The organism is Mesorhizobium sp. WSM4807, assembly GCF_055811615.1.
On sequence record NZ_JBVVQY010000004.1, the window covers coordinates 73,317 to 98,696 of the forward strand.

Below are 25,380 nucleotides of genomic sequence, written 5' to 3' on the forward strand. Positions count from 1 at the left end.
CGCGGTCAGTCGTGCGCAGTGCCGATTGCCGGGTGACGCAGCAGGTCGCCAGCCTCGATGCCGCCCCTGGCGGCGGTGCCCGCCTTGAGCTCGAGCACGAAGCGAACCGGCTCGCCGGGCGAGATCATCGCCTCTGATTGCGGCTCGCCTTGCTTGATCGCCCGGATCCTGCCGTCCTGACCGACAAAGATCAGGTCGAGCGGCATCGGCGTGTTCTTCATCCAGAAGCTCACATCCCGAGGCTCCTCGAAAACGAACAGCATGCCATGATCGTCGGCCATCTCCTCGCGAAACATCAGGCCGGCCTCGCGCTCGGCGGAGGTGTCGGCGATTTCGACGGAGAACGAGCGTTCGCCGCCTTTCGTCACCGCGACCAGCGGCTGCGGGTCGACGGCAAGGATCATCGCCCGGCTGTCTGCCGAAGCCGGTTGCTGCGAATGGAAGAAAGCGCCTGAGGCGACGACAAAGGCGATCGCGGCGCAGACCACGCCCGTTGTCAGCCAGTTCCTGTAAGTCATTCAGAATCCTCGGCCATCGTCCTAAACCATGATCCCGAACCTACGGTTCGGAAAAGATCATGGTCAAGTAGAAAGCACCAGGTAGCGTCCCGATTCGATCGGGATGGGACCTTAGTGCGAGACGGGCAAGGTACCCATATCCGGGTGAATTTCGGCAGCCATAAGGCCTTTGTCGCCGCGCCCGAAGCGGACCAGCACGACCTGCCCCGGCCTGAGCTCGGTAATGCCGTAGCGGCGCAGCGTTTCCATATGGACGAAGATGTCCTCGGTGCCCTCGCCCCGGGTCAGGAAACCGAACCCCTTGGTGCGGTTGAACCATTTCACCAGCGCCCGCTCGAGACCGCTTTCCGGCGTCACCGAGACATGGGTGCGCTGATCCTGCATTTCCGCCGGATGGGTCGCCGTGGTGAGATCCATGGAGAGCACACGGAACGCCTGCAATCCACGCTCGCCATGCTTGACGAGGCACACGACGCGAGCGCCTTCCAGGGCGGTCTGGAAACCGTCCTTCCGAAGACACGTCACATGGAGGAGAATATCGCCGGAAACGCCGTCATCGGGAAGAATGAAACCATAGCCCTTGGCCACGTCGAACCATTTGATGGCGCCCGCAACTTCGACGAGATCGGCCGCATCGCCGCTCTCGTCCCTTCGCAAGGCGTTACCGGTTCCGTCCCGCCCCATGAAAGAGGCCTTTTCCCCCATAACAACGCCCCCCTTTTTCCAAGAATACCGCAACTGATTCTTGACGTTAGATTAACACTGCCGCTTCCGCTGTGTGCAAGACCTTCCGTGCCTTTTTTCACGGTTCATTGCAGGAATACCGGATTTGTTGTTTTGCCGGCGGGACCGGCTATCGGGAATTGCCCTTTGGCCGGGTGGCCCCTATGTTCCGCCGCAACGCAACATTTCGAGGAAGATCACATGCGCTACCTCCACACCATGGTCCGCGTCGCCGACATCGATGCATCGCTCGATTTCTACTGCAACAAGCTCGGCCTCAAGGAAGTGCGCCGCCACGAAAACGAACAGGGGCGCTACACGCTGATCTTCCTCGCCGCGCCCGAAGACGAGCAAAGCGGCATCGCAGACAAGGCGCCGCTGATCGAGCTCACCTACAATTGGGATCCCGAGGACTACAAGGGCGGCCGCAATTTCGGCCACCTCGCCTACGAGGTCGACGACATCTATGCCACCTGCCAGCGGCTGATGGACAAGGGCGTCACCATCAACCGGCCGCCGCGCGACGGCAACATGGCCTTCGTCAGATCGCCGGACGGCATCTCGATCGAGCTTTTGCAGAAAGGCCCGGCCAAGCCCAGGGCCGAGCCCTGGGCCTCGATGCCCAATACCGGAAGCTGGTAACCAGCCACATCAGGGAACAATCCATTCATGCCGACCAGCCATGCCGATGTCGCCACCGAACATGCGAGCCGCTATCTGCAGCAGCTCTGCAAACACTGGGCGCACAAGTTTCCCGTCGAGTTCGATCCGAACCACGGCACCATCGACCTCTCACTGGGCCGCACGGTCCTCGATGCCGATCCGGCAGCGCTGCATATCGCGGTAACCGCTGACGAAGCCGGCTCGCTGGAGCGCCTGGAAACGGTCGTCGCCGATCACCTCAAACGCTTCGCTTTCCGCGAAGAGCTGACCTTCGACTGGAAAAAGGCTTCGGCAGCGTAAACGAAGCGGCAGTCAGCTGCTGGTTTGGTCAGCCTGACCGGCCATCTCCAGCAGCATCAGCACCGTGCGCCAGTTGCGCGCGGTGCCGGGCACTTTCAGCGTGCGCGGGATGAGGTTGGCAAACACCGATTTGCCGAGGCCTTCCGGGGCGTGAAGGTAAAGCACGTCGCCCCTGATCTCGAACCGTTCGGGACCGGTGCATTTTTCGGCCAGCCGCGCGACCTCGTCGGCGGTCGGGGAGTGCTCCAGCACATAGGCGTGGAGCTTCGTCGGGTCGCCGGCGACTTCCGGATAGGGATTTTCAGCCACCAGCCGCACGAACCAGCCGAGATCGCGCACCATGATGCGCGAGTGAAATCCCCATTTCTTCTCGAAGGCCGCTTCCAGCTGTTTGGTCAGAGTGGCGGCATCGCCCTTTGCCGAACGGAACACGACATTTCCGCTCTGCACATAGGTGGCGACGTCGCCAAAGCCGAGCTCCTCGAAGAACGACCGGAGTTCGGCCATCTTGACGATGCGGTTGCCGCCGACATTGATGCCGGAAAACAACGCAACGAATATCTTCGCCTGGCCGCTCATATGATGAACCCGGCCAGAGTCTCGTTGTCGGTGATGTCCTGATACTGGACGCCCTCGGCCTCGAAATTGGCGTTGAGCAGCTCGAAATTACGGCGGTCCTTGGTTTCGATGCCGATCAGCACCGAACCGAAATTGCGCGCCGATTTCTTCAGATATTCGAAGCGGGCAATGTCGTCGTCAGGCCCGAGCAATTCGAGGAAATCGCGCAGCGCGCCCGGCCGCTGCGGAAAGCGGATGATGAAGTACTTCTTCAGCCCCTCGAAACGCAGCGCCCTTTCCTTCACGTCCGGCAGCCGCTCGAAATCGAAATTGCCGCCCGAAACCACCGCGACGATGGTCTTGCCCCTGATTTCCTTCTTCGAAAAATCCTTGAGCGCGTCGATCGCCAGTGCGCCGGCTGGCTCCAACACCACGCCTTCGACATTCAGCATCTCGATCATGGTCGCGCAGAGCCGGTTTTCCGGGATCAGCCGCACTGTGTCAGCAGCAAACGCCCTGAGATGCCGCAACGGCTCGCGGCCGATTTCGGCCACCGCCGCGCCGTCGACGAAATTGTCGACCCTGGCGAGCTTGATGCGCTTACCGGTGGCGAGGCTCTCGCTCAGGCTTGGCGCGCCGGCCGGCTCGCAGAAGACGAAACGCGCGTCGCGGCGCTGGTCGGCGAAATAATGCGTCACACCGGCCGCCAGGCCGCCGCCGCCGACCGGCAGCATGATGATGTCGGGCATCCGCGCGCCCGGCATCTGGCCTGATATCTCGTAGGCGACGGTCGCCTGCCCCTCGATGATGTCCTTGTGGTCGAACGGCGGCACCATGTGCGCGCCAGCACTCTCGGTGAATTCGAAGGCGGCGCGGTAGCAGTCGTCGAAAAAGTCGCCGACCAGCCTGATCTCGACGAATTCGCCGCCGAACAGCCGCGTCTTGTCGATCTTCTGCTGTGGCGTCGTCACCGGCATGAACACCACGCCTCGTCTGCCGAAATGACGGCAGACGAAGGCAAAGCCCTGCGCATGGTTGCCGGCGGAAGCGCAGACGAACAGCTCGGCATCGTTGCCGGCATCGAGCGCCTTGCGGAAGAAGTTGAAGGCGCCCCTGATCTTGTAGGAGCGCACCGGCGACAGGTCCTCGCGTTTCAGCAGCACGCGCGCGCCGGTCTTCTTCGACAGATAGTCGTTTTCCTGCAGCGGCGTCTCCGGGAAAATCCGGCGGATCGCGGCAGCGGCGGCAGCGACGCGGGAGGAGAAACTGGTCATCGGAAAAATTACCCCGGGTCGTCTGTGATGTTCGCGAAGCTAGCACACGCCGTACGTGTTTGATCAGGGCAATCGCTTAAGATAAACTCATGTTGGAAAAGCCAATCGTGGATGTCGGCGCTGCCCCTCATCTGCCTACCGGCATCTTCTCCCCGTATAGGGACGGGGAGAAGGAGCTGGCCGCAACCTGGGCAGCCTTCCTGCAACGCTTGAGGGTTGGCGAAATCTTTTGCGAAGGCGTCTTTCTCCCCGTCACTATACGGGGAGAAATGCCCGGCAGGGCAATGAGGGGCGGCGCAAACCTGAATAGTGGCGCCTGCCGCCATTTTGGCTTTCGCGCAACAGTGCGATGACTGTCGCAAGCCGCTGAGCGCATTTCGGGTGGATATGACTTACTTCTGCCGCACTTCGGCTGTCCGGGAGGGTTCGCGGAGGTTGGATCAAGCCTTTCGGCCGGAGTGGAATTCTAGAGTTGAAGAAGATTTGCATCCTTGTCCTTGCCTTGCTCGTTGCCGGCTGTGGCGGCCGGCAGACCGAGGAACTCCTCGGCAGCGCCATGGTGTCCGCGCCGGTGACGGACATCGCCGGCAACCACAGCATCTTCATCGCCACGACGCGCAAGCGCTCCGACGATCCCAGCAAGGTTTTCGACCGTGAGCGCTCGGCCACGTTGAACTATGCCCGCGCCAACGTCACCGTGCCGGGGACCCACGAAACCGGTCAGATCGAGCGGCGTTCGCGCGGCAAGTCGAACGACCCGGCCAAATACTTCATGGCCTCCGACGTCGTCGGCTACGACACCGCGCCGAAATTCTCCAGCGCGCTCAGTGCCGACATCGCCGCGCGCGGCGGCCGCGTCATGGTCTTCGTCCACGGCTACAACACCGGCTTCGACGCCGCCGTCTACCGCGTCACCCAGATCGCCCATGATTCCGGCTACCCGGGCACGCCGGTGCTGTTTTCCTGGGCGTCGGGCGCCAAGACCCGGGACTATGTCTACGACAGGGAAAGCGCCAGTGCTGCCCGCGACCAGCTGGAAGTGACGCTGAGAATGCTCGCGCAGACCGGCGCGCGGCGCATCGACATCGTCGCGCATTCGCTGGGGACCTGGGTGACCATGGAAGCGCTGCGCCAGCTCGCCATCAATGGCGACCGCGATCTCGGCGGCAAACTCGGCGACGTCGTGCTGGCCTCGCCCGACATCGATGTCGACGTGTTCAAGAGCCAGATGCGCCGCTACGGCAAGCCGAACAAGCCATTCATCCTGCTTTTGTCCGACGACGACCGGGCGCTGCGGCTCTCCGGCCTGATCGCCGGCTCGCGGCCGCGCGTCGGCGACTACAAGGACGCGGCCGACCTCGCCGACTACGGGGTGAACGTCGTCGATCTCTCCAGCGTCAAGGGATCGGATCGCTTCAACCACACCAAATTCGCCGACAACCCCGAGTTGGTGAAGATGATCGGCCAGCGGCTGCGCGAGGATGACGGATTTGCCAGCGACCGCGAGGTGACCGACCGCATCAGCCTGCTCGGGCAGTGAGGTGCGTTCGACGCCCCGTTTCTTTCGTCCTGCATGGTCACGGTTGCGGCAGCATCGTATCACTTTCAACGGGACCGGGCCGACCCCTGGCTTTATCGAAATGGCGAGCGACGTCACCAGCTTGACATCCCTCCTGCGGGAGCCTGCGTGACCGTGCGTTCGAAGACTTTTCTCGCCGTAGCGTTTGCGCTCGCCGTTACCGGCTGCGCCGGTCGCAAGACACACGACCTTCTCAACACGACGACCGTCACGGTACCTGCCTCCGACATCGCCGCCACGCATGAGATCTTCGTCGCCACCACCCGAAAAAAAGCGACGAAGGACCCGCGGCAGGTGTTTGACGGTGACCGTTCACCGACCACCAGTTTTGCCAGTGTCGAGGTCACCGTTCCGAAAATCCATCGGGTCGGCGCTATCGAGCGGGTCAAGGGCTCCGCCAACAGCAATCCGGCGAAGGATTTCACGGCAACGGAGGTCGAATTCTACGAAGGCGCTCCGCAATTCGCCAAGGCGGTCGGCGCCGACATCGCCATGCGCGGCGACCGCGCGCTGGTTTTCGTGCACGGCTTCAACAACGGTTTCGACGACGGCATCTACCGGCTGACGCAGATCGCGCACGACACGAAATACCCCGGCACGCCGGTGCTGTTCTCATGGGCGTCGAGCGGCAAGACCACGGGTTATATCTACGACAAGGAAAGCGCCAACGCCGCGCGCGACGATCTCGAAGAAACGCTGCGCATGCTGGCCAAGACGAAGGCAAAGAGCATCGATATCATCGCCCATTCGGTGGGCACCTGGGTGACGATGGAAGCGCTGCGCCAGCTTGCCATCACCGGCGACCGCGATCTCAGCGACAAGCTCGGCTATGTCATCCTGGCCTCGCCAGACATCGACGTCGATGTGTTCAAGAAGCAGATGATCCGCTACGGCAAGCCCGACAAGCCTTTCGCCATCCTGCTTTCGGGCGACGATCGCGCCCTCAGACTCTCCTCCCTGATCTCCGGCGACAAGCCGCGCGTCGGCGACTATGGCGACGCGGCCGACCTCGCCAGCTATGGCGTTTCGGTGGTCGACCTGAGCAAGACCAAAGGCGGCGACCGCCTGAACCACGCCAATTCGCCGACAACCCGTTCCTAGTGCAGTTGCTCGGCGACCGGCTGCGCGCGCCGGCCGGCCTGGCGTCAGACGAGGTCAATCCGGCGCAGCCGATCGACAATCTCGGCCAAGGCATCGGCAAGGCCGTCGGCTCCGTCGCCGAGATCGTCATCACCACGCCGTTCAAGGTGCTGACCATCGCCACCGGCGGATGATCGACGCGGGGCTCGCCCTTTGGTCGTCGTCAGACGAACAAGTCGACCTTCTGGAACGTCGTCACGTCGATCAGGCCGACATCGGAAATCCTCAGTTCCGGGATGACGACCAGCGCCAGCAGCGAGTGCTGCATGTAGGCGTTGTTCAGCGAACAGCCCATCTGGCGCATCGCCTCGGTCAGCTTGTCGGCCTTGGCCGCGACGATTTCGGCGCGCTCGTCCGACATCAGCCCGGCGATCGGCATCTCGACCAGCGCCAGTTCCTTGCCGTTAGAGAACAGCACGACGCCACCGCCGACCTCGCCCAGCCGGTTGACCGCCAATGCCATGTCCTGCTTGGAGGTGCCGACGACGATGATGTGGTGGGCATCATGCGCCACGCTGGAGGCCATGGCGCAGTCGCTCATATAGCCGAAGCCGGAGACGAAGGCATTGGTGACGCCGCCTGTGCCTCGGTGGCGCTCGACCAGCGCGATCTGGCAGACGTCGTTGCGGCGGTCCATGGCGACCAGCCCGTCCTCGACCGGGAGATCGGCCTCGAGCGCCCGCGTCGGCGCCTGGTTCTCGATCACGCCGATGACCCGCACCCGAACCTCGTTGGCGCCGATGGGCGCCACGATGTCGAAATCCCCCGGTTTGAGCTTCTTGCCGAGCTTGACGGTGTTCTTTGCCGTCTTCGGATAGTCATAGGCCGGAATGTCGATGTCGAGCTTGCCGCCCTTGGCCAGCCTGACGCCGCGGGCATAGACCTCGTCGATGGTCATTGCGGTCAGATCGGAGACGATCAGCAGATCGGCGAGCCGCCCCGGCGCGATCGAACCCAACTCGCGCTCCAGCCTGAAATGCTGGGCGGTGTTGAGCGTCGCCATCTGGATCGCCGTCACCGGCTTCAGCCCCTGGCTGATGGCGTGGCGGACCACCCGGTCCATATGGCCCTCATGGACGAGCGTGCCGGAATGGCTGTCGTCGGTGCACAGGATGAAGTTGCGCGGGTCGAGCCCGCTCTCCGTCACCGCCTTGATCTGCGAGGCGACGTCGTACCAGGCCGAGCCCAGCCTGAGCATCGCCTTCATCCCCTGGCGGACGCGGGCGATGGCGTCCTCGGCGCGCGTGCCTTCGTGGTCGTCCTCGGGTCCGCCGGCGACGTAGCCGTGGAACGGCAGGCCGAGATCGCGCGAGGCATAATGGCCGCCGACGGTCTTGCCCGCTCTCACCGTCGCGGCGATCTCGCCCGCCATCACCGGATCATTGGCCGCGACACCGGGAAAGTTCATAACCTCGCCAAGCCCGATGATGTTTTGCCACGCCATCGCCTCGGTGACATCGGCGACCGTCAGCTCGGCGCCGGCATGCTCCAGCCCAGGTGCGGAAGGCACGCAGGACGGCATCTGCACAAGCACGTTGATCGGCATGGCGACGGCCTCGTCATGCATCAGCCGCACACCCGGCAGGCCGAGCACGTTGGCGATCTCGTGCGGATCGATGAACATCGAGGTGGTGCCATGCGGAATGACGGCGCGGCAGAACTCCGTCACCGTCAACATGCCGCTCTCGACATGCATGTGCGCGTCGCAGAGGCCCGGCACCAGATAGCGCCCACCGGCATCGACCACTTTGGTGCCCTGGCCGATGGCGTGGCCGGCATTCGGCCCGCAATAGGCGAAGCGGCCACCGGCAACGGCAATGTCGGCGCCGGCGATGATCTCGCCGGAATGAACGTTGACCCAGCGCCCGTTGCGGATAACGAGATCGGCGGGCCTCCTGCCCATCGCGACGTCGACCAGATGCGTCGCCGCCTCGGCCCAAGGTTTCGGTTTTGTCGCACGCGCGGTCTTCGCCATGAAGAGACTCCTGTTTTCCCGACTGTGCCAAGCCGATGGCGTTTTGACCAGCAAGATCAGCGGATGCTTGTGCGCTCCTCGGCCTTAACATCGACCGCGATTTTCGAGTCTCGTCGCGAGCTCGCGATTCGTTGCTTTGTGACGGCTTTTATGCTGTTGATTTCGGCATGGTGCTGATTTGCGCCAACGACCCGCCGCCGAGGCGGGTTTTTTGTTTCGGCGCCGTCCACGGCAAAGTGTCCAACCGGAATACGATTCCGTTTGCGGCAAATCAGCTCGCCCCTCGTTGGCGGATCTTTCTGAATCGACGTTCGGGGAAAACTTCGATCAGAAACTCGAATTGCCTGATCCGGCCGCTCAGAGGGTCATTGCATTTCCCGAACTGTCACTTTTTGCTCGGATCGTCCGCCGGATTGACGTAGGTGATCGCGAACGGCCCCTCGCCATGCACCTGGATAATCGTATCGCTTGTCGCCCAGGCGAAGTGATTCATTCCGGCCGGCGCAACGCCGAAGCCGCCAGCAGTCAGTTCGGTGCCTTTCGCCTCGTCGAGCTTATCGCCCATTCCGATATGAAAATTACCGGAAAGCACCGTGATGTATTCCGAGGTGGGATGGTTATGTGCGGCAATTTTGTAGCCGGCTGGCATCTTCAACCGCAGCACAAAACTGCCGTCCTTTGAGGGATCTCCAGCCATAACGGCCAAGTTCGCGCCAGCGGGAATGACCGCAGGAGCCGGACCCCATTTGATACTGTCCGCGTTCACAGGCATGTCATCTGCAAACAGAGGCGCTGTCCCGGCAAGAAGCAGCGCCAGGGCTGAGGCGAGCTTGAGCATGACAATCTCCATTTGGTTCCCAGAGGACAGCGTCGAACATCAACGCTGAACCCCTTACCAATTGGAGCTTACAAAGTCGGAACGCCCGAACGCATCCTCCGAACGGGGGACGCGCTTCCGCGGTGGCCTGGGAAGCGGCCGCTTAAGTATCGTCCCGCTGTTCCCTGTCGCGGCTGTTGAGAAGGTCGACCAGATGGTCGGCCTCTTCGATAGGCATGTCAATCAAAGGGACGCCCACCTCGACAACAGGCAGCCCCGTGAACACATCGATGATGTCCCACGTGCCTTCAGGTGTCTTCTCGATGTCGTAGCGTTGAGCCATGGGGTGGAGGAGAAGATTTAGCGCGTTTTATCCGGTCATCGCTGGTTTGGGCTCCGCGAATGCGGAAACGGTTCCCGCCCGGCCTGATCGAGCACCTCAAGCAATGAGGCAAGGGCGCCGGGCAGTCGTGGGTCGACGGCAAGATTTAGCACGCCGTGTAAATGCCGGCGATTATCTTCGGAATGGATCAATTGCCGTACGGTTTTGGCAACAGACTTCCCTCGTCCTGTATCAAACTCTGCCATGTTCGGAGTTCCAGTAGCTTTAGTCCGAAACTCAGCCACTACGAAATGGTTCCGGCGATCTTGTTTGAATCTCAGCGGGTGACCGGCCCCTCGCTGGCGAGGGGATTGCCGCTGGCCGGGTCGCGGCAGCTATGCTGTGGATTTCGGCACGGCGCTGATTTGCGCCACGGACCTGCCGCCGAGGCGGTTTTGTACCAGTTCCTCTCCACAGAGGATTTGGTTCTTCGACTGACCGTCGCTGACGACCGGCCTGCAACCACCCAATCTCCAAGGTCTGCGATTAGCCGGCCCCTGCGACTTCGTCATCCCAGGGCGGAGCAAGGAGCGAAGCGACGCGGCGCAGACCCTGGGATCCATTCCGTTACCTCAGCTGAAGAATGCAACGGCTCAGAACGGCGCTTGTATCCGCAACGGCGCCAGCTACCTTTCCACCATGACCGGCTATGCCACCATGACCGCGAGCCGGAAGCGCGGCACGATCTACATCGGCTCGCCATGATCTCGGCCGCATGCCCGAGCACAAATCCGGCGAAGGCTCCCGCTTCACCAGCCGCTACGGCGTGCAGCGGTCTGGTCTGGTACGAAGAACATTTCGGCATTCGCGACGCCATCCAGCGCGAGAAGTCGCTGAAGCGCTGGCCGCGCCAATGGAACATCGACCTGATCGAGACGACCAATCGGGAGTGATTCGAGCTTTTTCGCGGAACCGGGTGGTAGCGTTCGGTTCTGGTCCGCCGGAGCACTGCCGGCGGGTAACGGCGTGGATCCCAGGGTCTGCGCCGCGTCGCTTCGCTCCTTGCTCCGCCCTGGGACGAAGTGGAGGGGTGTTTGCAGCGCAGCGACAAAGGCGTGCTTCCAAGATCAGATTTTTCGATGGCAGAAGATGGCTTGACGGCCTTTGGCTGGCGTCTGAAAAGGACTGGCCTGCGGACGTGGCGGAATTGGTAGACGCAAGGGACTTAAAATCCCTCGATCTCTGATCGTACGGGTTCGACTCCCGTCGTCCGCACCATATTGAAATCAAATGATAATCTGGTTTTTTAGGATCTCGCGGATACCCTGGAAAAGTCGACTCTGGGTAGCCGTAGGGGTAGCCGGAAGGCAATGAAAAAGCCCGCCGCCGTGAGGCAGCGGGCTTGTTCGACCGCCAGTTCGAAGATGCGGATTATCGCGCATACATCACAGGCGCGTCCGACATCGGCGTTGCTCGCTCATGACGTCGCCTCCGCCGCGGCAAGGCGCCTTACATCGGCAGCGATCGAGAGGAAGGCCTCATTTGCATCGGGCGCGCCCATCCTGTCCCCGGCCCCGGATCTTGATGATTATCCCGTCCAGCGTGTGGGCTGGCGTTGCGAAGATTCGGTGCCCGACCTGCCACATTGCGTCAACGCTGTCGTTGTATGCATCTTCCAAACCGTCCATGCCGGCCTCGCAGTCTATCTCCTCCACTTTGGTCTTGTAGGCTTTCCACAGGGCTTCGCTCTCAGATTTCTGCTCAGCGCACGCCTTGTACCATGCGCGAACTGGCTCCGGCTGTTGCTCTGCTTTTCTGTCGTTGAAGGACATGTCGGCGAGGATATCCAGAACGTGGTCCGGCGTGCTGGGTCGTTTCCATTCGGGAGGCCGTGGCGGGTAAAGCTTCTCGCACATGCTGCCGGCCCTGCAATTGGCATCTGAAGCCGTTTCCATCCTGGCTTCGGCTTCCTCCATTTCTCGATCGGGCCGGAACAGCTCGGCGTCGAGGTGCTCGGCAGGCGTGGCGTGCGCCCTCGGCAGGGCGGCAAGCGCGGCAGCGGCAGACAGCCCTCCCAATAGGGCTAGGCGGCGGGAGACATTGGCAGCGGGCATAGCTTCGCCGGCCGCCGGAACATGGGTGTTCGGCATCGGATTTTCTCCAATTCGGTTTCATGTGAGGTTCTAGCGGCTTCCGCCAGAACGGGAACTCTGATATCAGAGTTTTATGCCAAAGCAAGAAACTGTGGTATCAAAGAAACGGCGGGGACCGGCCCCAACTGGAAAGGGTGTGCCGATCATGGTCCGCCTTCAACCGGACATGCTCGCGGGCGTCGATCAATTTGTTGCCGAGCATGATGTTTCGCGACCTGAGGCCGTCCGATTGATCATTCGTGACTGGTTGATCAGACACCAGGTACTGAAGGCTGAGTGAAACCTGATCCGCCGGCGTCGAGTTCATCCCCGAGAACGGCTGCGGTGCTGGGGTGAGGCTGAGGAAGAAGGGGTGAAATGGCGCTCAAGCAACCAAAACGGCTGCCACCTCGCCTCGCCATCTATGCCTGTTACAGAGAGATCCCGCCTAGCCGGGGAACGCCAGCATAACGCCGCGTTATTGGAAAAAGTCGCTCCAGACAAGACACCATGGCGAGATATATTTCAGCAACAAGTAGTATATCCGCCCCCAAACGACCATCCACTATTCCAGATTCCCAAAGCACGGCAACGCCCGCCTCGCATCGCGGTTGTAACCTCAATTTCCTGATTCGCTGTCGATGGCGGAGCGGCTATCGGGCCGCTCAATGTGGCGCGGACTTCAACCCTCTTCGCGGAAATCCTGCAACGAGGCATGGCGCAGGTCTTCCTCGCCCCGTAGGTGCTTCACACGGCCGATCAGGCCGGGCCTGACCCACTGCGTTGCCGGCCGCTTCATGCCCTTTGGAGGGCTCCTGCATGCTCCTGCACGCGTTTCCAGAGCCGTTCGCGCAACTCCCGGTTCAATGTGATGAAAGCCGAGCCGACATAGCGTCCGGTGCCGCGCTCGGCCATGAGAGCGAATGCCGGCTTGCCTGCCTCGCGCTCGACGCCATGCAGTTCGTATTCGTCGATCGAATAGGCCTTGGTCTTCAGCCAAGCCGTGGAGTTGCCACTGCGATATTTGCTGCCCTTGCGCTTCGAAACCATGCCTTCGAGCCCTGCCTGGTCAACGAGATGGAAGATCGCCTTTGCGTCGCCCGGCAACGCTTGACTGAACTGGATGCGACCACCTTCCGGGATCATCTCGGCCAGGATCTCTCGCCGGTCCTCCAGCGGCATGTCGCGCAGATCATGCCCGTTGAGGTGCAGCAGATCGAAGGCGACGAAATAGAGGTCGTGCTGGCGGCGGGTGATGGCTTTGCGCAGCGCCTTGAAGTCGGACAGCCCCGTCTCATTGGTGACGATCACCTCCCCGTCGATGATGGCGCTCTCGACGTCAAGCTTGCCGGCTGCCTTGGCAAGGTCGCGATACTTTGAGGTCCAGTCGAGGCCGCGCCGGGTGAAGATGCGCACCCCGTCTTCGTCGATGACGATCTGCGAGCGGTAGCCGTCGAACTTGACCTCGTGGATCCAGTCGCCTCCCTCGGGCGGCTTCTCGACCAGGGTCGGCAGTAACGGCTCGATAAACTCCAGCCGGTCCCCGGCGCGCTTACTCATCGGAACGCCCCACGCAAAACTCGAATTTGATTCAATAGCGGAGAGCCGTTTCCGTTCCGTTAGCTCTTGCTGAAATGCCAAGCGGAACATTCGTTCGTACTCGCTGTTCTGTCTGCAGGAGGAACGAACTCTGGCAGCCAAGCCCCGTCCGCGGTAACATGGGACAGAGGGACATTCTCCAACCCCAGCAAGGGAGGTCCGCCATGAAAGTCAAAGACGCAATGCATAAGGGTGTCGACTGGGTCAGCCCCGAAATCGCTGTAACCGAACTGGCGAAAATGATGCGAGCCCAGGATATCGGGTCGATTCCCATCGGAGAGAACGACCGACTGATCGGAATGGTGACCGACCGCGATATTGTCTGCAAAGGACTGGCGGAGGATGGTTTCGACAGCCGCACCGCAACGGCACGCGATGTCATGACGGCCGGCATTCACTGCTGCCGCGAAGACGACGATCTGGCCAAGGCCGTACGGCACATGGAAGAACTGAAAATCCGCAGGTTGCCGGTGATCAACAAGAATATGCGGATGGTCGGCATCCTTAGCGTCGGCGACGTCAGTCAGTCGGCACCGGCGGAACTGGTGTCCGAATACGTCAAGAAGGTTTCCGCCCATCACCACTGAAGAGCGGCTCGCTCGTGCTCTTTTCGAAGACCTTCACTCTGCCGCCGCGCTGGCCACAGCGCGGCGGCAGAAATGTCCCTCAGGCGGAACAAAAAGCCCGCCGGCCGAAGCCAGCGGGAGGGTCTACTGGAGTCGCCAGAGTGTGGGACGTCAGATTGCAAACGGCCCGATCCTTGGCTTTTGTTTCAGTGAACATAACGGGATTCTGCTAGTGCTCTGTCCCCGCGCTAATTGTTTCTGGCATGACGCAGCCCCATGTCGCGAACCCTGATTGTCGTTGGTCTCATCATAGTTGCGGTGGGCCTATTGTGGCCGTGGTTGTTACGGATCGGCCTCGGCCGGCTGCCTGGTGATATCGTGATCGAGCGTGAGAACTTCACGTTCTATGTTCCGATCGCCACCGGCATCCTGATCAGCATCGTGCTCTCGATTATTCTGTGGCTGGTCAACCGGTAGCGGGAGAACTCGGGGAAGACAGCCGCCCCCGCTCGGGGTCTTTTCTTAGGATCGATGTGCAGGATTATCTTGGCGGCCTCTCGTCACTCCGGATCGGCTGTCGAGCCGCCTTAGAGGCTGATGGCTTAATGAAAAACCTCGCCGCTCCATTCGCGAAGCGGCGAGGCCCCCATCGCCCCAATGCCGGTCCCAACACCCGGCGTAGCTGCCCATGCAATCGCGGTGCCAAGGCGTATTGACCCATTACAGGACGCCTACGTGCCCCGGCTTAGGCGGCATCGGCTAAGATTAGTCCGGCGGGAAATCGTGCGCGGGGCAAGCGTGGCACGGTTCTTGCTGTCGTAGCGTCAGGCATGCCGGGCGCAAAGACCTGTTCCATATCAACACCGGCGTGTGAGGTTGGGACAATGATGTCGCGCAAGCTTCTGTTCGGCCTTCCCGCAGTGTTCTTGGCCGCGGCCCTAGGGCTGGCTCTCTTGTCGTCCGAGACCTCATGGGGATTTCTGACTGCGGCCCAATCCGACTCGGTGTTTTGTTCAAGCGGTCCATCACCCGAGACCGTATCGGCGTCGGCGTCGCGGACTTTGCCATCATGTCCGCCGGCCGACACAAGGTCATAGGGAGCGCCTCGATGGACGCGAGCCTCTGGATGTGGTCGCGCATAGCATTCCTGAGAGGGAAAGTTTGGGTCATGGAACATTGGGCTTTGATCACGCGGTTGGCATCAGCCTTTCGCGAATTCGTTGCACCGCGTTACCGGCCAGAGCTCTACTATATGCGCGGCCCGGGGCCGGCCTCCGCGCGGCGCGTGAGCGCGCGCTGAGCGTGTGTTTCGGCTGGCAGATTTCTCCCTACACTGGCGAAGCGCTTGGCGTCCTGGCGCCCGCCTGTGACCGCGGCGCGTTTTGCCGGTCCCGCCGGCTGATCGAAGCGCGCGAAGTTGCCGGGGCTCGAAGAGTGGCGATAGAGTCAGCGACGCGTTCCGAGCCTAGGCCATTCCCTCAGTCTCGCTCTCCTCATCAAAGGTATCGGCACCCAGCCGGCCGGCAATGACCAACCAATCTCGCACGATCGTTTGCAACACTTCAGGCCGCGACAGCTCCAACTGCGCTGCCAACAAGTCGATCGCCTCGTCAATCTCGGCTTCCAAGGCAAGGCCCGAGGTGTTCCTCAGCCGCAAGGCTGCGTTCATCAACATGACTTGCAGGTCCGCGCGCGCGGACCTCCGAAATATGCGCGGCAGCATCCTCGAGTCTCTCGGCGAACGCCCGGTGGGTCATGGGTCCAACCCTATTGTGTAAGCTATTGTGATCGACCTCTCTGCGAAAACAGCTCGGCAGTGATTTCGTCCCTGTCCCCATTATGCTTGGCGATCAAAGCCAGCGCTTCCTGGCGGCCAATGTTGCCGAGCTTCATGAGGTACGGAACCTCAAACGTTCTCTTGTTGCGGCGCCATTCTGGCACGTACCGTGTTGCTGCTTTTCGCGCTGTTGTTCCATCTTGACGCATCATTTTGACTCCTCTTCCTGATATGATGATGCAGTCGCAAATTCCGTGCCTCGTCCCGCGTCGGAGGGGTATTCGAGGGCGTGGTTGTGGTGCCGGCGCGCTTGCTCCCACGCTCGTCATTGCCAGTAGCGATCTGGAGTTCTAATCGTCCTCTCACGCGGCTTCGGATGGACCAAACAGGGCCGATCAGACCTTTGCCTCAGCATCTAAGACCTTGGCCTAGCAGCTTAGGTAGGAGCGTTCGCCAGCGCGCGACTCTGCCGGCTGCTGCTTTGCTCCCCATTCCTGCCAGGCGCGCTCTGCGGCTTGCCTGTGGCCCGCTGGCATAGGTTCCCAATCCGCCGGCGCCTTCCTCATACACCATTGAGCCGTTCTGTAACCCCAGTGCTCGATCCCGACGAGCTCGGATCCGTCTAGGATTCAGCGTGTGATGGGGTAGTCGATGCCAGGAGAAAGACAGCCATCGAGGTCGCGCCGAACAACTTCGACAAGTTTTTGACAATCATGGATCTGCTCCCCTCCAGTTGCATCTCAGCCCGTTACTGAAAGGAATTAAAGCCCTCACACCCGGATCGGGTTCAGCTTCAGATGCTGGATCAGGATGATCGTCTTGGCGTCGATGATGCGGCCGTCGTAAATGCCGGCCAGCGCTTCGTCGAGCGGCATTTCCAGAACCTCGATGTCTTCGCCTTCGTCCGGCGCGCCGCCGCCGTCGGAGATGCGGTCGGTCGGCGAATAGCGCGCGACGAAAAACCAAAGCCGCTCGGTCACGCTGCCGGGGCTCATATAGGGCGAAAACAGCCGTTCGACGTCCTTCAGGTGGTAGCCGAGTTCCTCTTCCGCCTCCTTGCGGATGCAGGTTTCCGGATCATGTTCGTCGAGCAGGCCGGCGCAGGCCTCGATCAACGGCTCGCGGTGGCCGGTGACATAGGCCGGGTAGCGGAACTGCCGCACGAGCAGAACCGTCGAACGCTCGGGGTCGTAAGGCAGGATCACCGCGCCGTCGCCGCGATCGTAGGTCTGGCGAATCTGCGTCTCCCATTGCCCGTCGCGCCGACGGTAATCGAGGACGGTCTTTTTCAGGACTGCCCAGTCATCGGAAAGGACTTCCTCCGAACGGATGCGAATGCGGTCTTCCATGATGAACTCCGTGCTGCCGGTGGCGAGGCGTAGCGGTGATCCAGCCTTTGCGCAATCCTGACAGCAATTCACGGAAATCGCTCCAGGGGAAAGATCGCGGCTTCATCCAGCTTGGGTTCCTTGCCCCCACGATCGTGGTACGAGAGTGGGGAGAGGTAGCTCGGCGGAGCCGATGGAGAGGGGGCCGCGCTCTACGAAAGCCCCTCTCCGGCCGCTTAACCGAGGTCTTGACAGGTCGGAGGGACAGCACCCCCTCTGCCCTGCCGGGCATCTCCCCCGCAAGGGGGGAGATCGGCAGCTTCGCCGACGGCGCCTGCTGCGGAACGTTTGAGGTGCCCGGCAGGCAGATGGGCAGCACTTCACCGCCTCGTGTATGGCGCGGGCGCAATCCATTGCCTAAATAGCGACAGCCCCTCCCCGGAGTTTTTTTGATGACCACATCCCTCTTCCATCCGATCACGCTTGACGGCCTCACCTTCCTCAACCGCATCGCGGTGGCGCCGATGTGCCAGTATTCCGCCGAAGACGGTTCGGCCAGCGACTGGCACCTGTACCACTGGATGAACCTGGCGATGTCCGGCGCCGGCATGGTCACCGTTGAGATGACCGACGTCGAGCGGCGCGGCCGCATCTCGCATGGCTGCCTTGGCCTTTATTCCGACGACAACGAGGCAGCCGCCCGGCGCGCGCTGGATACCGCCAGGCGCGTCGCCGCGCCGGGCACCAGGTTCGGCACGCAGCTTGCCCATGCCGGCCGCAAGGCCTCCAACCAGAAACCTTGGGAAGGCGGCGGGCCGTTGAAGGCCGATCAGGACCCGTGGCCGATCGTGTCTGCCTCGGCCATCGCCTACGACACGGGCTGGCAGGTGCCGCGGGCGCTGGAGGATGAGGAGATCCTGCAGATCATCGAACGCTTCGCCGAGGCGGCAAGGCGGGCCGAGCGTGCCGGTTTCGATTTCATCGAATTGCACGCGGCACACGGCTATCTGATCTTCCAGTTCCTGTCGCCGCTTTCCAACCAGCGCACCGACCGTTGGGGCGGCTCGCTAGAAAACCGCATGCGTTTTGTCGTCGAGATCGCCAAGGCGGTGAGGAAGGCAGTGCCCCAGCTGATGCTCGGGGCGCGCCTGTCGGTCAAGGAATGGGTCGATGGCGGCTTCGATGTCGAGGACGCGATCAAAGTGGCCAAGGCGCTGAAGACAGCGGGCGTCGCCTATCTCTGCTGCTCGAGCGGCGGCAATTCGCCCCTGCAGAAGCTGCCGACAGGCCGGGGCTACCAGGTGCATCTGGCGGAAGCTGTGCGCAACGGCGCCGGCATCCCGACGCGGGCCGTCGGCCTGATCGACGACCCGAAGCAGGCCGAGGCGATCGTCGCCGAGGGCCGTGCCGACATGGTGGCTCTGGCCCGCGCCTTCCTCGCCGATCCGCGCTGGGCGTGGCGCGCCGCGGCCACCTTCGGCGAGACGATCCACCCGGCGCCGCAGCTTGCCCGCTCGGTGACGACGATGCAGCACTGGATGAAGGCGGCGGGGTGAGCGCCCCGTTCATGGCTGCGGCCCCACGACTGCGACCTTTGAGACCTTTACGCGGAGGGCCGTGCAACCAAATCGGCCGCTCCGCGTTGGCGGCGATGATGGACAACAAGCCCTTTGAAAAGCCGGTCGTGGTCGAACTTGGCCATGTCGGCAAATACCGTGAGATCCGCAGCACCCAGGAAGCAGCGGAGTGCCTGATGACGGTCTGGCCACTCAATCGTGGTCCCCGGCATCGCGATGCTCTCGACACTTGCCTAAAAGTGCTGGAAGGTTATCGTTCAACAGCAGATGCGCGCCGGGCATTGGTCGAAGCCGCGAAGGAATCGGACGTGCTGGTTCCCGACGAGAGATTGCCTCAAGGCAAACTGCCCCAAGGCAAACTGCATTGAGCAGACGGAGCTTTTTCCACTGGAGGATTTCATGGCGAAGCTGACCTACAAGATCGTCGAGCATGACGGGGGCTGGGCCTACAAGGTCGGCGAGACATTTTCGGAAACGTTCCCCACTCACGAGGACGCGTTGCGCGCGGCCGAGATCGCTTCGGCCGAACAGCAGGTCGCCGGCACCACGGACGGTATCCAGTACGAGGATGCCGACGGCAAATGGCACGACGAGCTCGCCGACGGCCGGGACCGCCCGCAAACCGAAGTTTCCGACTAGGCTGGTGTCGTTGCTGATGGCCTCCCGCATCTCTGGTTTTAAGAGCTGGGGCTTGACAAGTCATGCTCTTGCTATGATCCCGGACATGGCGAATTTCAGTCCCGCTGGGAACGCTCACGATCAAGAGCAACAAAGAAGAGTGCTTGCGGCGCAGCCGCTTTACAGGCAGGCTTGGTAGCGCTACCGTTTCATCATCGCGCGTGACCAGGGAGGAGCTTGGGAGCTGCCGCGGCCAGTTAGGAAAGCGGTTTCCTTCGAAGACGTCGCAGGAAGCATTCGGGAGGAAATCGATGGCGTCTGTCGCGATTGGCGATGTCTACAAATCATTCGGAACCGTCGAGATTCTCCACGGTGTCAGCGTCGACATAGACGACGGCGAGTTCGTCACGCTGGTCGGGCCGTCGGGCTGCGGAAAATCGACCCTTCTCAGGATGATCGCCGGCCTGGAAAAGATTTCGCGCGGCCAGATCGCGATTGGCGACCGTGTCGTCAACAACGTTGCGCCAAAAGAACGCGACGTCGCCATGGTCTTCCAGAACTACGCGCTCTACCCGCACATGACCGTCGCCGAGAACATGGCGTTCTCGCTCATGCTCAAGGGCGTTTCAAAAGCCGAAAGCGCTGCCAGCGTTAAGCGCGCCGCCGAAATCCTGGGGCTGGTGCCATTGCTGGAGCGCTATCCCCGGCAGCTTTCCGGCGGCCAGCGCCAGCGCGTCGCCATGGGCCGGGCGATCGTGCGCGATCCGGCGGTCTTCCTGTTCGACGAGCCGCTGTCCAATCTCGACGCCAAGCTCAGGGTGCAGATGCGCGCCGAGATCAAGGAACTGCACCAGAGGCTGAAGACCACGACGGTCTATGTCACCCACGACCAGATCGAGGCGATGACCATGGCCGACAAGATCGTGGTCATGCATGACGGCCTCGTCGAGCAGATCGGGCCGCCATTGGAACTCTACGACCGGCCGAACAATCTCTTCGTCGCCAGCTTTATCGGCTCGCCCGCCATGAACATGCTGAGGGGCGAAATCGCAACTGATGGCGGCTCACCGTCTTTTCGCGGCTCCGGCGGAATTTCCCTGCCGCTGGCCGCAGTACCTTCGATCGGCAGCGGCGAACAGGTGGTGCTGGGGATACGGCCCGAGCATCTGCAGCTGTCCGACGGCCAGGGTATTCCGGTCACCGTCGCGGTGGTCGAGCCGACCGGATCGGAAGTGCAGCTCATCGGCCGGACGGCCGGCGGCGAAGAGATCGTCGCCAATTTCCGCGAGCGCCATTCCTTCACGCCGGGCGAAACCGTACGGCTTACGGCCGAGCCGGGCCTCATTCATCTCTTTCATGGCGAAACCGGGCAGCGCTTCGACATGCGCACCCGGCAGTAAGAACCACGGCAAGGACATAAACAGGAGGAGACGAGCATGAAATTCACCAGACGTGACGTGATCCGCACCACCGCCGGCGTGGCGGCGGGAGCCTTTGGAAGCCGGTTCGTCGGCTCTTCCGCCTTTGCCCAGGAGGGGTTGACATACAAGCCCGAGGACGGCGCAAAGCTGCGGATGCTGCGCTGGTCGCCCTTCGTGCAGGGCGATGAGGATCAATGGCTGGCCAACACCAAGCGGTTCACCGAGGCGACAGGCGTCGAGGTCCGCGTCGACAAGGAAAGCTGGGAAGACATTCGCCCCAAGGCGGCGGTCGCCGCCAATGTCGGCTCCGGTCCAGATCTCATGTTGGTCTGGTTCGACGACCCGCATCAGTACCCCGACAAGCTGCACGACGTGACGGAACTGGGTGAGTATCTCGGCACGAAATACGGCGGCTGGCACGACGGACCAAAGCAATATGCGACGCGCGAGGGAAAATTCCTCGGCCTGCCTCTGGCCACCATCGGCAATGCCATCGTCTATCGGGAAAGCTGGGTGAAGGAGGCTGGTTTCTCGGAATTTCCGAAGGACACGGCGAGCTTCCTCGAGCTTTGCAAGGCCTTGCAGGCGAAGGGACATCCGGCCGGCTTCACGCACGGCCATGGCGTCGGCGACGGCAACAACTATGCTCACTGGCTGCTGTGGAGCCATGGCGGCCAGATGGTCGACGAGAGCGGAAAGGTGACGATCAACAGCCCCGAGACGCTAAAGGCGATCGAATACGCGCAGGAACTCTACAAGACCTTCATCCCCGGCACCGAAAGCTGGCTCGACGTGAACAACAACCGCGCCTTCCTGGCCGGCGAACTCAGCGTCATCGCCAACGGCATTTCCGTGTATAACACGGCCAAGACCAACAAGGACAATGATCCGAAACTGGCTGAAATCGCCAAGGACATGCGCACGACCAGCCTGCCGATCGGTCCTGTCGGAAAATCCGTCGAGTTGTTCCAGGTGACCACGGCCGTGATCTTCGACTACACGCCCTACCCCAACGCGGCCAAAGCCTATCTGCAGTTTATGTTCGAGGAACAGCAAATGGCGGAGTGGATCACCTCCTCGGCCGGCTATTGCTGCCAGACACTCAAAGCCTTCGAAAACAATCCTGTGTGGACGGCCGACCCGAACAACGCCGCTTACGCCAAGGCCTCGGCGACGCTGCGTCCCAACGGTTATGCCGGGCCGCTCGGCTACGCTTCGGCGGCGACCATGGCCGACTATGTCCTGGTCGACATGTTCGCCAAGGCGGTGACCGGCCAGGCGACGGCGCAGGAGGCGATGGAAGAGGCGGAGAAACGCGCCAACCGGTACTATCGCGTTTGATCACAGCCGAGCCGGGCAGCCGCGACCGCGCTGCCCGGTCTGGTTCCTGAAATCGCGTGGCGACCACTCAGGCCACCATGCCACCAGACCTCATGAGGAGCCGTCCCATGGCCGTGTCGTCCGCTGCCGTTCAGCCGCGTCCGTCGATCCCGTCGCGGATCCTGTCGCTCCTGGCCGACAGCCGGAACGCGCTTGGCTTCGGCTTCATGCTGCCGGCGGCGGCGCTGCTGCTGGTCTTCCTGACCTATCCGCTGGGGCTCGGCATCTGGCTCGGCTTCACGGATGCCCGCATCGGCCGCCCCGGTGTCTTCATAGGCATCGAAAACTACCAATATCTGTCGGATGACGCCGTCTTCTGGCTCTCCGTCTTCAACACCTTGCTCTACACGATAAGCGCCTCGATCCTGAAGTTCGCGCTCGGCCTCTGGCTGGCGCTTATCCTCAATCAGAACCTTCCCTTCAAATCGTTCTTCCGCGCGATCGTCCTGCTGCCGTGGGTGGTGCCGACGGTGCTGTCGGCCATCGCCTTCTGGTGGATATACGATTCGCAGTTCTCCATCCTGTCCTGGGCGCTTATGGAAATGGGCCTGATCGCCCATCGGATCAATTTCCTCGGCGATCCGGTGAACGCGCGCGCTTCGGTCATCGCCGCCAATATCTGGCGCGGCATCCCGTTCGTCGCGATCACGCTGCTGGCCGGCTTGCAGACGATTCCGCAGTCGCTTTATGAGGCCGCCACGCTTGACGGCGCCAGCCGCTGGCAACTGTTCCGTTTTGTGACGCTGCCGCTGCTGACGCCGATCATCGCCATTACCATGACGTTCTCGGTGCTGTTCACCTTCACCGATTTCCAGCTGATCTATGTGCTGACCCGCGGCGGACCGGTCAATGCCACCCATTTGATGGCGACATTGTCGTTTCAGCGCGGCATTTCGGGAGGCCAGCTTGGCGAGGGCGCCGCCATCGCGGTCGCCATGATCCCGTTCCTGCTTGCGGCGATCCTGTTCAGCTATTTCGGCCTGCAACGCCGCAAATGGCAGCAAGGCGGCGGAGACTGACATGGCCACGATAAAAAAAACGAAACGTCCGGAACTCGACGAAGGCGGCATGGGCTACCTTCAGAGCCTGCCGCGGCGCGTGGTGACGGTCTATCTGCCGTTGCTGGTGTTCGTCATCGTGCTGTTGTTCCCGTTCTACTGGATGACGATCACGGCGATTAAGCCCAATCTCGAGATGACCGACTACGCCAATTTCAATCCGTTATGGGTCGTGCATCCGACATTCGAGCACATCCGCTATCTCTTGTTCGACACGTCCTATCCGGGCTGGCTGCTCAACACGATCATCATCTCAACTGCCGCCACTTTCCTGTCGCTGCTGGCTGCGGTGTTCGCGGCCTATGCGATCGAGCGGCTGCGGTTTTCGGGGGCGCGGCAGGTCGGGCTCGCGATCTTCCTCGCCTATCTCGTGCCGCCCTCGATCCTGTTCATCCCGCTGTCGGTGATGGTGTTCAACCTTGGGCTTTACGACACACCCTTCGCACTCATTCTCACCTACCCGACCTTCCTGGTGCCCTTCTGCACCTGGCTGCTGATGGGCTATTTCCGCTCCATCCCGTTCGAACTGGAAGAATGCGCGCTCATTGACGGGGCGAGCCGGTGGCAGATCCTCACCAAGATCGTGCTGCCGCTGTCGGTGCCCGGCCTGATTTCCGCCGGCATATTCGCATTCACCCTGTCATGGAACGAATTCATCTATGCGCTGACGTTCATCCAGTCGTCCGAAAACAAGACTGTGCCGGTCGGGGTGCTCACGGAGCTTGTCCGCTCCGACGTCTATGAATGGGGAGCGCTGATGGCCGGAGCCCTGATCGGCTCGCTACCGGTGGTCGTGCTTTATTCGTTCTTCGTCGAGCACTACGTTTCCTCGATGACCGGTGCGGTGAAGGAATAGGGCGCTGCCGCAGTCGGCGCTCGACCGGCCAATTGTCGAAGTCGGCGCCGCCCCTCATCCGCCTGCCGGCACCTTCTCCCCGTATAGTGACGGGGAGAAGGGCTGCCTCGGCACCCATTCTGCAACGCTGGAGATTGGCGAAATCCTTTGCGAAGGCGTCTTTCTCCCCGTCACTATACGGGGAGAAATGCCCGGCAGGGCAATGAGGGGCGGCGCCGACCTGATGCGATTGCTCTGCTGCAGCAGCGTTATGAATACGGGCATTGCCGCCAACCATCCGCCGCGTTATCTCGGGCGACCTTGTCTGCCTCAACTGACCTTTTGCCGGAGCCTCCCATGCCTGAAATCGTCACCGCTGCCATGCTCGTTATCGGCGACGAGATTCTGTCCGGCCGCACCAAGGACAAGAATATCGGCCACCTCGCCGATATCATGACGGCGATCGGCATCGACCTGAAGGAGGTGCGCATCGTTCCCGACGAGGAAGACGAGATCGTCGCCGCAGTAAATGCCCTGCGTGCCCGCTACACCTACGTCTTCACGACCGGCGGCATCGGTCCGACGCATGACGACATCACCGCGGATGCCATTGCCAAAGCCTTCGGCGTGCCCTGCGAATACGACGCCAAGGCCTATGCCATGCTGAAAGCGAGCTACGCCGCGCGCGGCATCGAATATACCGAGGCGCGCAAGCGCATGGCGCGGATGCCGCGCGGTGCCGACCATATCGACAATCCTGTGTCCATCGCGCCCGGCTTCCGCATCGGCAACGTCCATGTCATGGCCGGCGTGCCGGCAATTTTCCAGGCGATGCTCGACAATGTAGTGCCGATGCTGAAGGCCGGCACCAGAATGCTGTCGGCCACGGTGCACTGTCCGTTCGGCGAAGGCCTGGTCGGCGGACCGCTGGGTGACATCCAGAGGGCGCATCCGGATACGATTATCGGCTCCTACCCGAAATATGGCGACGGCAAGTTCTGGACCGAGCTGGTCGTCCGTGCCCGCAGCCAGGACGCGCTGGACGCCGCGCGCGCCGATGTCGAGGCGATGGTCGAAGGCCTCACCAGCGTGGCCAGCTGATCTAAAGCGCGTCGCGTCTGAGGATTCATTCGACGCGCTTTAGGTTCTTGTTTTTATGCATGTCGTTATCCCACCGCTGCGCACCCTCGGTTCAAGCCCGAGGGCATGCTTTTGGGCGA

The 25,380-nt window shown here is 61.8% G+C and carries 25 protein-coding genes, 1 tRNA gene and 3 pseudogenes; 17 read left to right on the top strand and 12 right to left on the bottom strand.

Going from position 1 to position 25,380, the window contains the following annotated elements:
• Window positions 1-5 precede the first annotated feature (5 nt).
• Together AC0L3N_RS06415 and AC0L3N_RS06420 are read right to left on the bottom strand one after the other, a co-directional pair.
• Window positions 6-518, bottom strand: coding sequence for a DUF192 domain-containing protein (locus AC0L3N_RS06415; RefSeq protein ID WP_473546456.1), 513 nt, complete (start codon window positions 516-518; stop codon window positions 6-8).
• A gap of 111 nt (window positions 519-629) precedes the next feature.
• Window positions 630-1,202 carry a cold shock domain-containing protein gene (locus AC0L3N_RS06420; protein WP_206072734.1) on the bottom strand — a complete coding sequence of 191 codons (573 nt, stop codon included), beginning with the start codon at window positions 1,200-1,202 and terminating at the stop codon, window positions 630-632.
• Between the two features lie 240 nt (window positions 1,203-1,442).
• On the opposite strand from AC0L3N_RS06420, the gene gloA reads away from it, so the two are divergent.
• Together gloA and AC0L3N_RS06430 are read left to right on the top strand one after the other, a co-directional pair.
• Window positions 1,443-1,883 carry a lactoylglutathione lyase gene (gloA, locus tag AC0L3N_RS06425; protein ID WP_473546458.1) on the top strand — a complete coding sequence of 147 codons (441 nt, stop codon included), beginning with the start codon at window positions 1,443-1,445 and terminating at the stop codon, window positions 1,881-1,883.
• Between the two features lie 27 nt (window positions 1,884-1,910).
• The gene (locus AC0L3N_RS06430) at window positions 1,911-2,204 is read left to right on the top strand and encodes a DUF2218 domain-containing protein (protein ID WP_473546460.1); all 294 of its coding nucleotides are present in this window, start codon (window positions 1,911-1,913) and stop codon (window positions 2,202-2,204) included.
• A gap of 12 nt (window positions 2,205-2,216) precedes the next feature.
• Here the strand turns inward: AC0L3N_RS06430 and AC0L3N_RS06435 are convergent, their stop codons facing one another.
• Entirely contained in the window at window positions 2,217-2,783 is a 567-nt protein-coding gene (locus tag AC0L3N_RS06435) for a DUF1697 domain-containing protein (protein ID WP_473546462.1), read from the bottom strand.
• On the bottom strand, window positions 2,780-4,036 hold the full coding sequence (gene ilvA, locus AC0L3N_RS06440; RefSeq protein WP_473546464.1) for a threonine ammonia-lyase IlvA: 1,257 nt from the start codon (window positions 4,034-4,036) through the stop codon (window positions 2,780-2,782). The genes AC0L3N_RS06435 and ilvA overlap by 4 nt, the downstream gene beginning before the upstream one ends.
• Window positions 4,037-4,508: 472 nt before the next feature.
• On the opposite strand from ilvA, the gene AC0L3N_RS06445 reads away from it, so the two are divergent.
• Together AC0L3N_RS06445 and AC0L3N_RS06450 are read left to right on the top strand one after the other, a co-directional pair.
• Window positions 4,509-5,576, top strand: coding sequence for an alpha/beta hydrolase (locus AC0L3N_RS06445; protein ID WP_473546466.1), 1,068 nt, complete (start codon window positions 4,509-4,511; stop codon window positions 5,574-5,576).
• 147 nt (window positions 5,577-5,723) lie between these two features.
• Window positions 5,724-6,889, top strand: a pseudogene (locus tag AC0L3N_RS06450) (alpha/beta hydrolase).
• 29 nt (window positions 6,890-6,918) lie between these two features.
• On the opposite strand, the gene ade reads toward AC0L3N_RS06450, so the two are convergent.
• The 3 genes from ade to AC0L3N_RS06465 all read right to left on the bottom strand — a co-directional run bounded on the left by ade (window position 6,919) and on the right by AC0L3N_RS06465 (window position 9,890).
• A complete protein-coding gene (ade, locus tag AC0L3N_RS06455) occupies window positions 6,919-8,730 on the bottom strand; it encodes an adenine deaminase (RefSeq protein ID WP_473546468.1) in 1,812 nt (603 codons plus the stop codon).
• Window positions 8,731-9,115: 385 nt separating this feature from the next.
• Window positions 9,116-9,568, bottom strand: a complete 453-nt coding sequence (locus tag AC0L3N_RS06460) for a cupin domain-containing protein (protein WP_473546470.1) — start codon at window positions 9,566-9,568, stop codon at window positions 9,116-9,118.
• A 142-nt stretch (window positions 9,569-9,710) separates the two neighbouring features.
• The gene (locus AC0L3N_RS06465) at window positions 9,711-9,890 is read right to left on the bottom strand and encodes a hypothetical protein (protein ID WP_123151070.1); all 180 of its coding nucleotides are present in this window, start codon (window positions 9,888-9,890) and stop codon (window positions 9,711-9,713) included.
• A 678-nt stretch (window positions 9,891-10,568) separates the two neighbouring features.
• Between AC0L3N_RS06465 and AC0L3N_RS06470 the strand changes: the two are divergent.
• Window positions 10,569-10,822, top strand: a pseudogene (locus AC0L3N_RS06470) (GIY-YIG nuclease family protein).
• Between the two features lie 239 nt (window positions 10,823-11,061).
• Window positions 11,062-11,147, top strand: a tRNA-Leu gene (locus tag AC0L3N_RS06475).
• A gap of 260 nt (window positions 11,148-11,407) precedes the next feature.
• On the opposite strand, the gene AC0L3N_RS06480 is transcribed toward AC0L3N_RS06475, so the two are convergent.
• Window positions 11,408-12,019: a hypothetical protein gene (locus AC0L3N_RS06480; RefSeq protein ID WP_123149937.1), complete on the bottom strand. Its 612-nt coding sequence runs from the start codon at window positions 12,017-12,019 to the stop codon at window positions 11,408-11,410.
• 148 nt (window positions 12,020-12,167) lie between these two features.
• Between AC0L3N_RS06480 and AC0L3N_RS06485 the strand changes: the two genes are divergently transcribed.
• Window positions 12,168-12,302, top strand: coding sequence for a ribbon-helix-helix protein, CopG family (locus tag AC0L3N_RS06485; RefSeq protein ID WP_268931605.1), 135 nt, complete (start codon window positions 12,168-12,170; stop codon window positions 12,300-12,302).
• Window positions 12,303-12,683: 381 nt separating this feature from the next.
• Here AC0L3N_RS06485 and AC0L3N_RS06490 read toward each other — a convergent pair.
• Window positions 12,684-13,561: pseudogene (locus tag AC0L3N_RS06490) on the bottom strand (ATP-dependent DNA ligase).
• A 203-nt stretch (window positions 13,562-13,764) separates the two neighbouring features.
• Between AC0L3N_RS06490 and AC0L3N_RS06495 the strand changes: the two are divergent.
• Both AC0L3N_RS06495 and AC0L3N_RS06500 read left to right on the top strand, forming a co-directional pair.
• The gene (locus AC0L3N_RS06495; RefSeq protein ID WP_123149938.1) at window positions 13,765-14,187 is read left to right on the top strand and encodes a CBS domain-containing protein; all 423 of its coding nucleotides are present in this window, start codon (window positions 13,765-13,767) and stop codon (window positions 14,185-14,187) included.
• Between the two features lie 255 nt (window positions 14,188-14,442).
• Window positions 14,443-14,643, top strand: a complete 201-nt coding sequence (locus AC0L3N_RS06500) for a DUF2905 domain-containing protein (protein WP_123149939.1) — start codon at window positions 14,443-14,445, stop codon at window positions 14,641-14,643.
• A gap of 988 nt (window positions 14,644-15,631) precedes the next feature.
• Here AC0L3N_RS06500 and AC0L3N_RS06505 read toward each other — a convergent pair.
• From AC0L3N_RS06505 to AC0L3N_RS06515, 3 genes are all read right to left on the bottom strand, one after another.
• On the bottom strand, window positions 15,632-15,841 hold the full coding sequence (locus AC0L3N_RS06505; RefSeq protein WP_473546473.1) for a hypothetical protein: 210 nt from the start codon (window positions 15,839-15,841) through the stop codon (window positions 15,632-15,634).
• A gap of 104 nt (window positions 15,842-15,945) precedes the next feature.
• Window positions 15,946-16,155: a hypothetical protein gene (locus AC0L3N_RS06510; RefSeq protein ID WP_473546475.1), complete on the bottom strand. Its 210-nt coding sequence runs from the start codon at window positions 16,153-16,155 to the stop codon at window positions 15,946-15,948.
• Window positions 16,156-16,713: 558 nt separating this feature from the next.
• A complete protein-coding gene (locus AC0L3N_RS06515; RefSeq protein ID WP_123149943.1) occupies window positions 16,714-17,292 on the bottom strand; it encodes an NUDIX domain-containing protein in 579 nt (192 codons plus the stop codon).
• A gap of 431 nt (window positions 17,293-17,723) precedes the next feature.
• On the opposite strand from AC0L3N_RS06515, the gene AC0L3N_RS06520 reads away from it, so the two are divergent.
• The 8 genes from AC0L3N_RS06520 to AC0L3N_RS06555 all read left to right on the top strand — a co-directional run bounded on the left by AC0L3N_RS06520 (window position 17,724) and on the right by AC0L3N_RS06555 (window position 25,261).
• On the top strand, window positions 17,724-18,827 hold the full coding sequence (locus AC0L3N_RS06520) for an NADH:flavin oxidoreductase/NADH oxidase (RefSeq protein WP_473546477.1): 1,104 nt from the start codon (window positions 17,724-17,726) through the stop codon (window positions 18,825-18,827).
• A 95-nt stretch (window positions 18,828-18,922) separates the two neighbouring features.
• Window positions 18,923-19,216, top strand: a complete 294-nt coding sequence (locus AC0L3N_RS06525; protein ID WP_123149945.1) for a DUF982 domain-containing protein — start codon at window positions 18,923-18,925, stop codon at window positions 19,214-19,216.
• 31 nt (window positions 19,217-19,247) lie between these two features.
• Entirely contained in the window at window positions 19,248-19,487 is a 240-nt protein-coding gene (locus AC0L3N_RS06530) for a DUF2188 domain-containing protein (RefSeq protein WP_077371423.1), read from the top strand.
• A gap of 290 nt (window positions 19,488-19,777) precedes the next feature.
• Window positions 19,778-20,866, top strand: coding sequence for an ABC transporter ATP-binding protein (locus tag AC0L3N_RS06535; RefSeq protein ID WP_095491992.1), 1,089 nt, complete (start codon window positions 19,778-19,780; stop codon window positions 20,864-20,866).
• 36 nt (window positions 20,867-20,902) lie between these two features.
• On the top strand, window positions 20,903-22,228 hold the full coding sequence (locus AC0L3N_RS06540; protein ID WP_473546479.1) for an ABC transporter substrate-binding protein: 1,326 nt from the start codon (window positions 20,903-20,905) through the stop codon (window positions 22,226-22,228).
• Between the two features lie 107 nt (window positions 22,229-22,335).
• A complete protein-coding gene (locus tag AC0L3N_RS06545) occupies window positions 22,336-23,286 on the top strand; it encodes a carbohydrate ABC transporter permease (protein ID WP_473546481.1) in 951 nt (316 codons plus the stop codon).
• A gap of 1 nt (window position 23,287) precedes the next feature.
• Window positions 23,288-24,181: a carbohydrate ABC transporter permease gene (locus AC0L3N_RS06550; RefSeq protein WP_095491989.1), complete on the top strand. Its 894-nt coding sequence runs from the start codon at window positions 23,288-23,290 to the stop codon at window positions 24,179-24,181.
• 336 nt (window positions 24,182-24,517) lie between these two features.
• The gene (locus AC0L3N_RS06555) at window positions 24,518-25,261 is read left to right on the top strand and encodes a competence/damage-inducible protein A (protein ID WP_473546483.1); all 744 of its coding nucleotides are present in this window, start codon (window positions 24,518-24,520) and stop codon (window positions 25,259-25,261) included.
• Window positions 25,262-25,380: the final 119 nt, after the last annotated feature.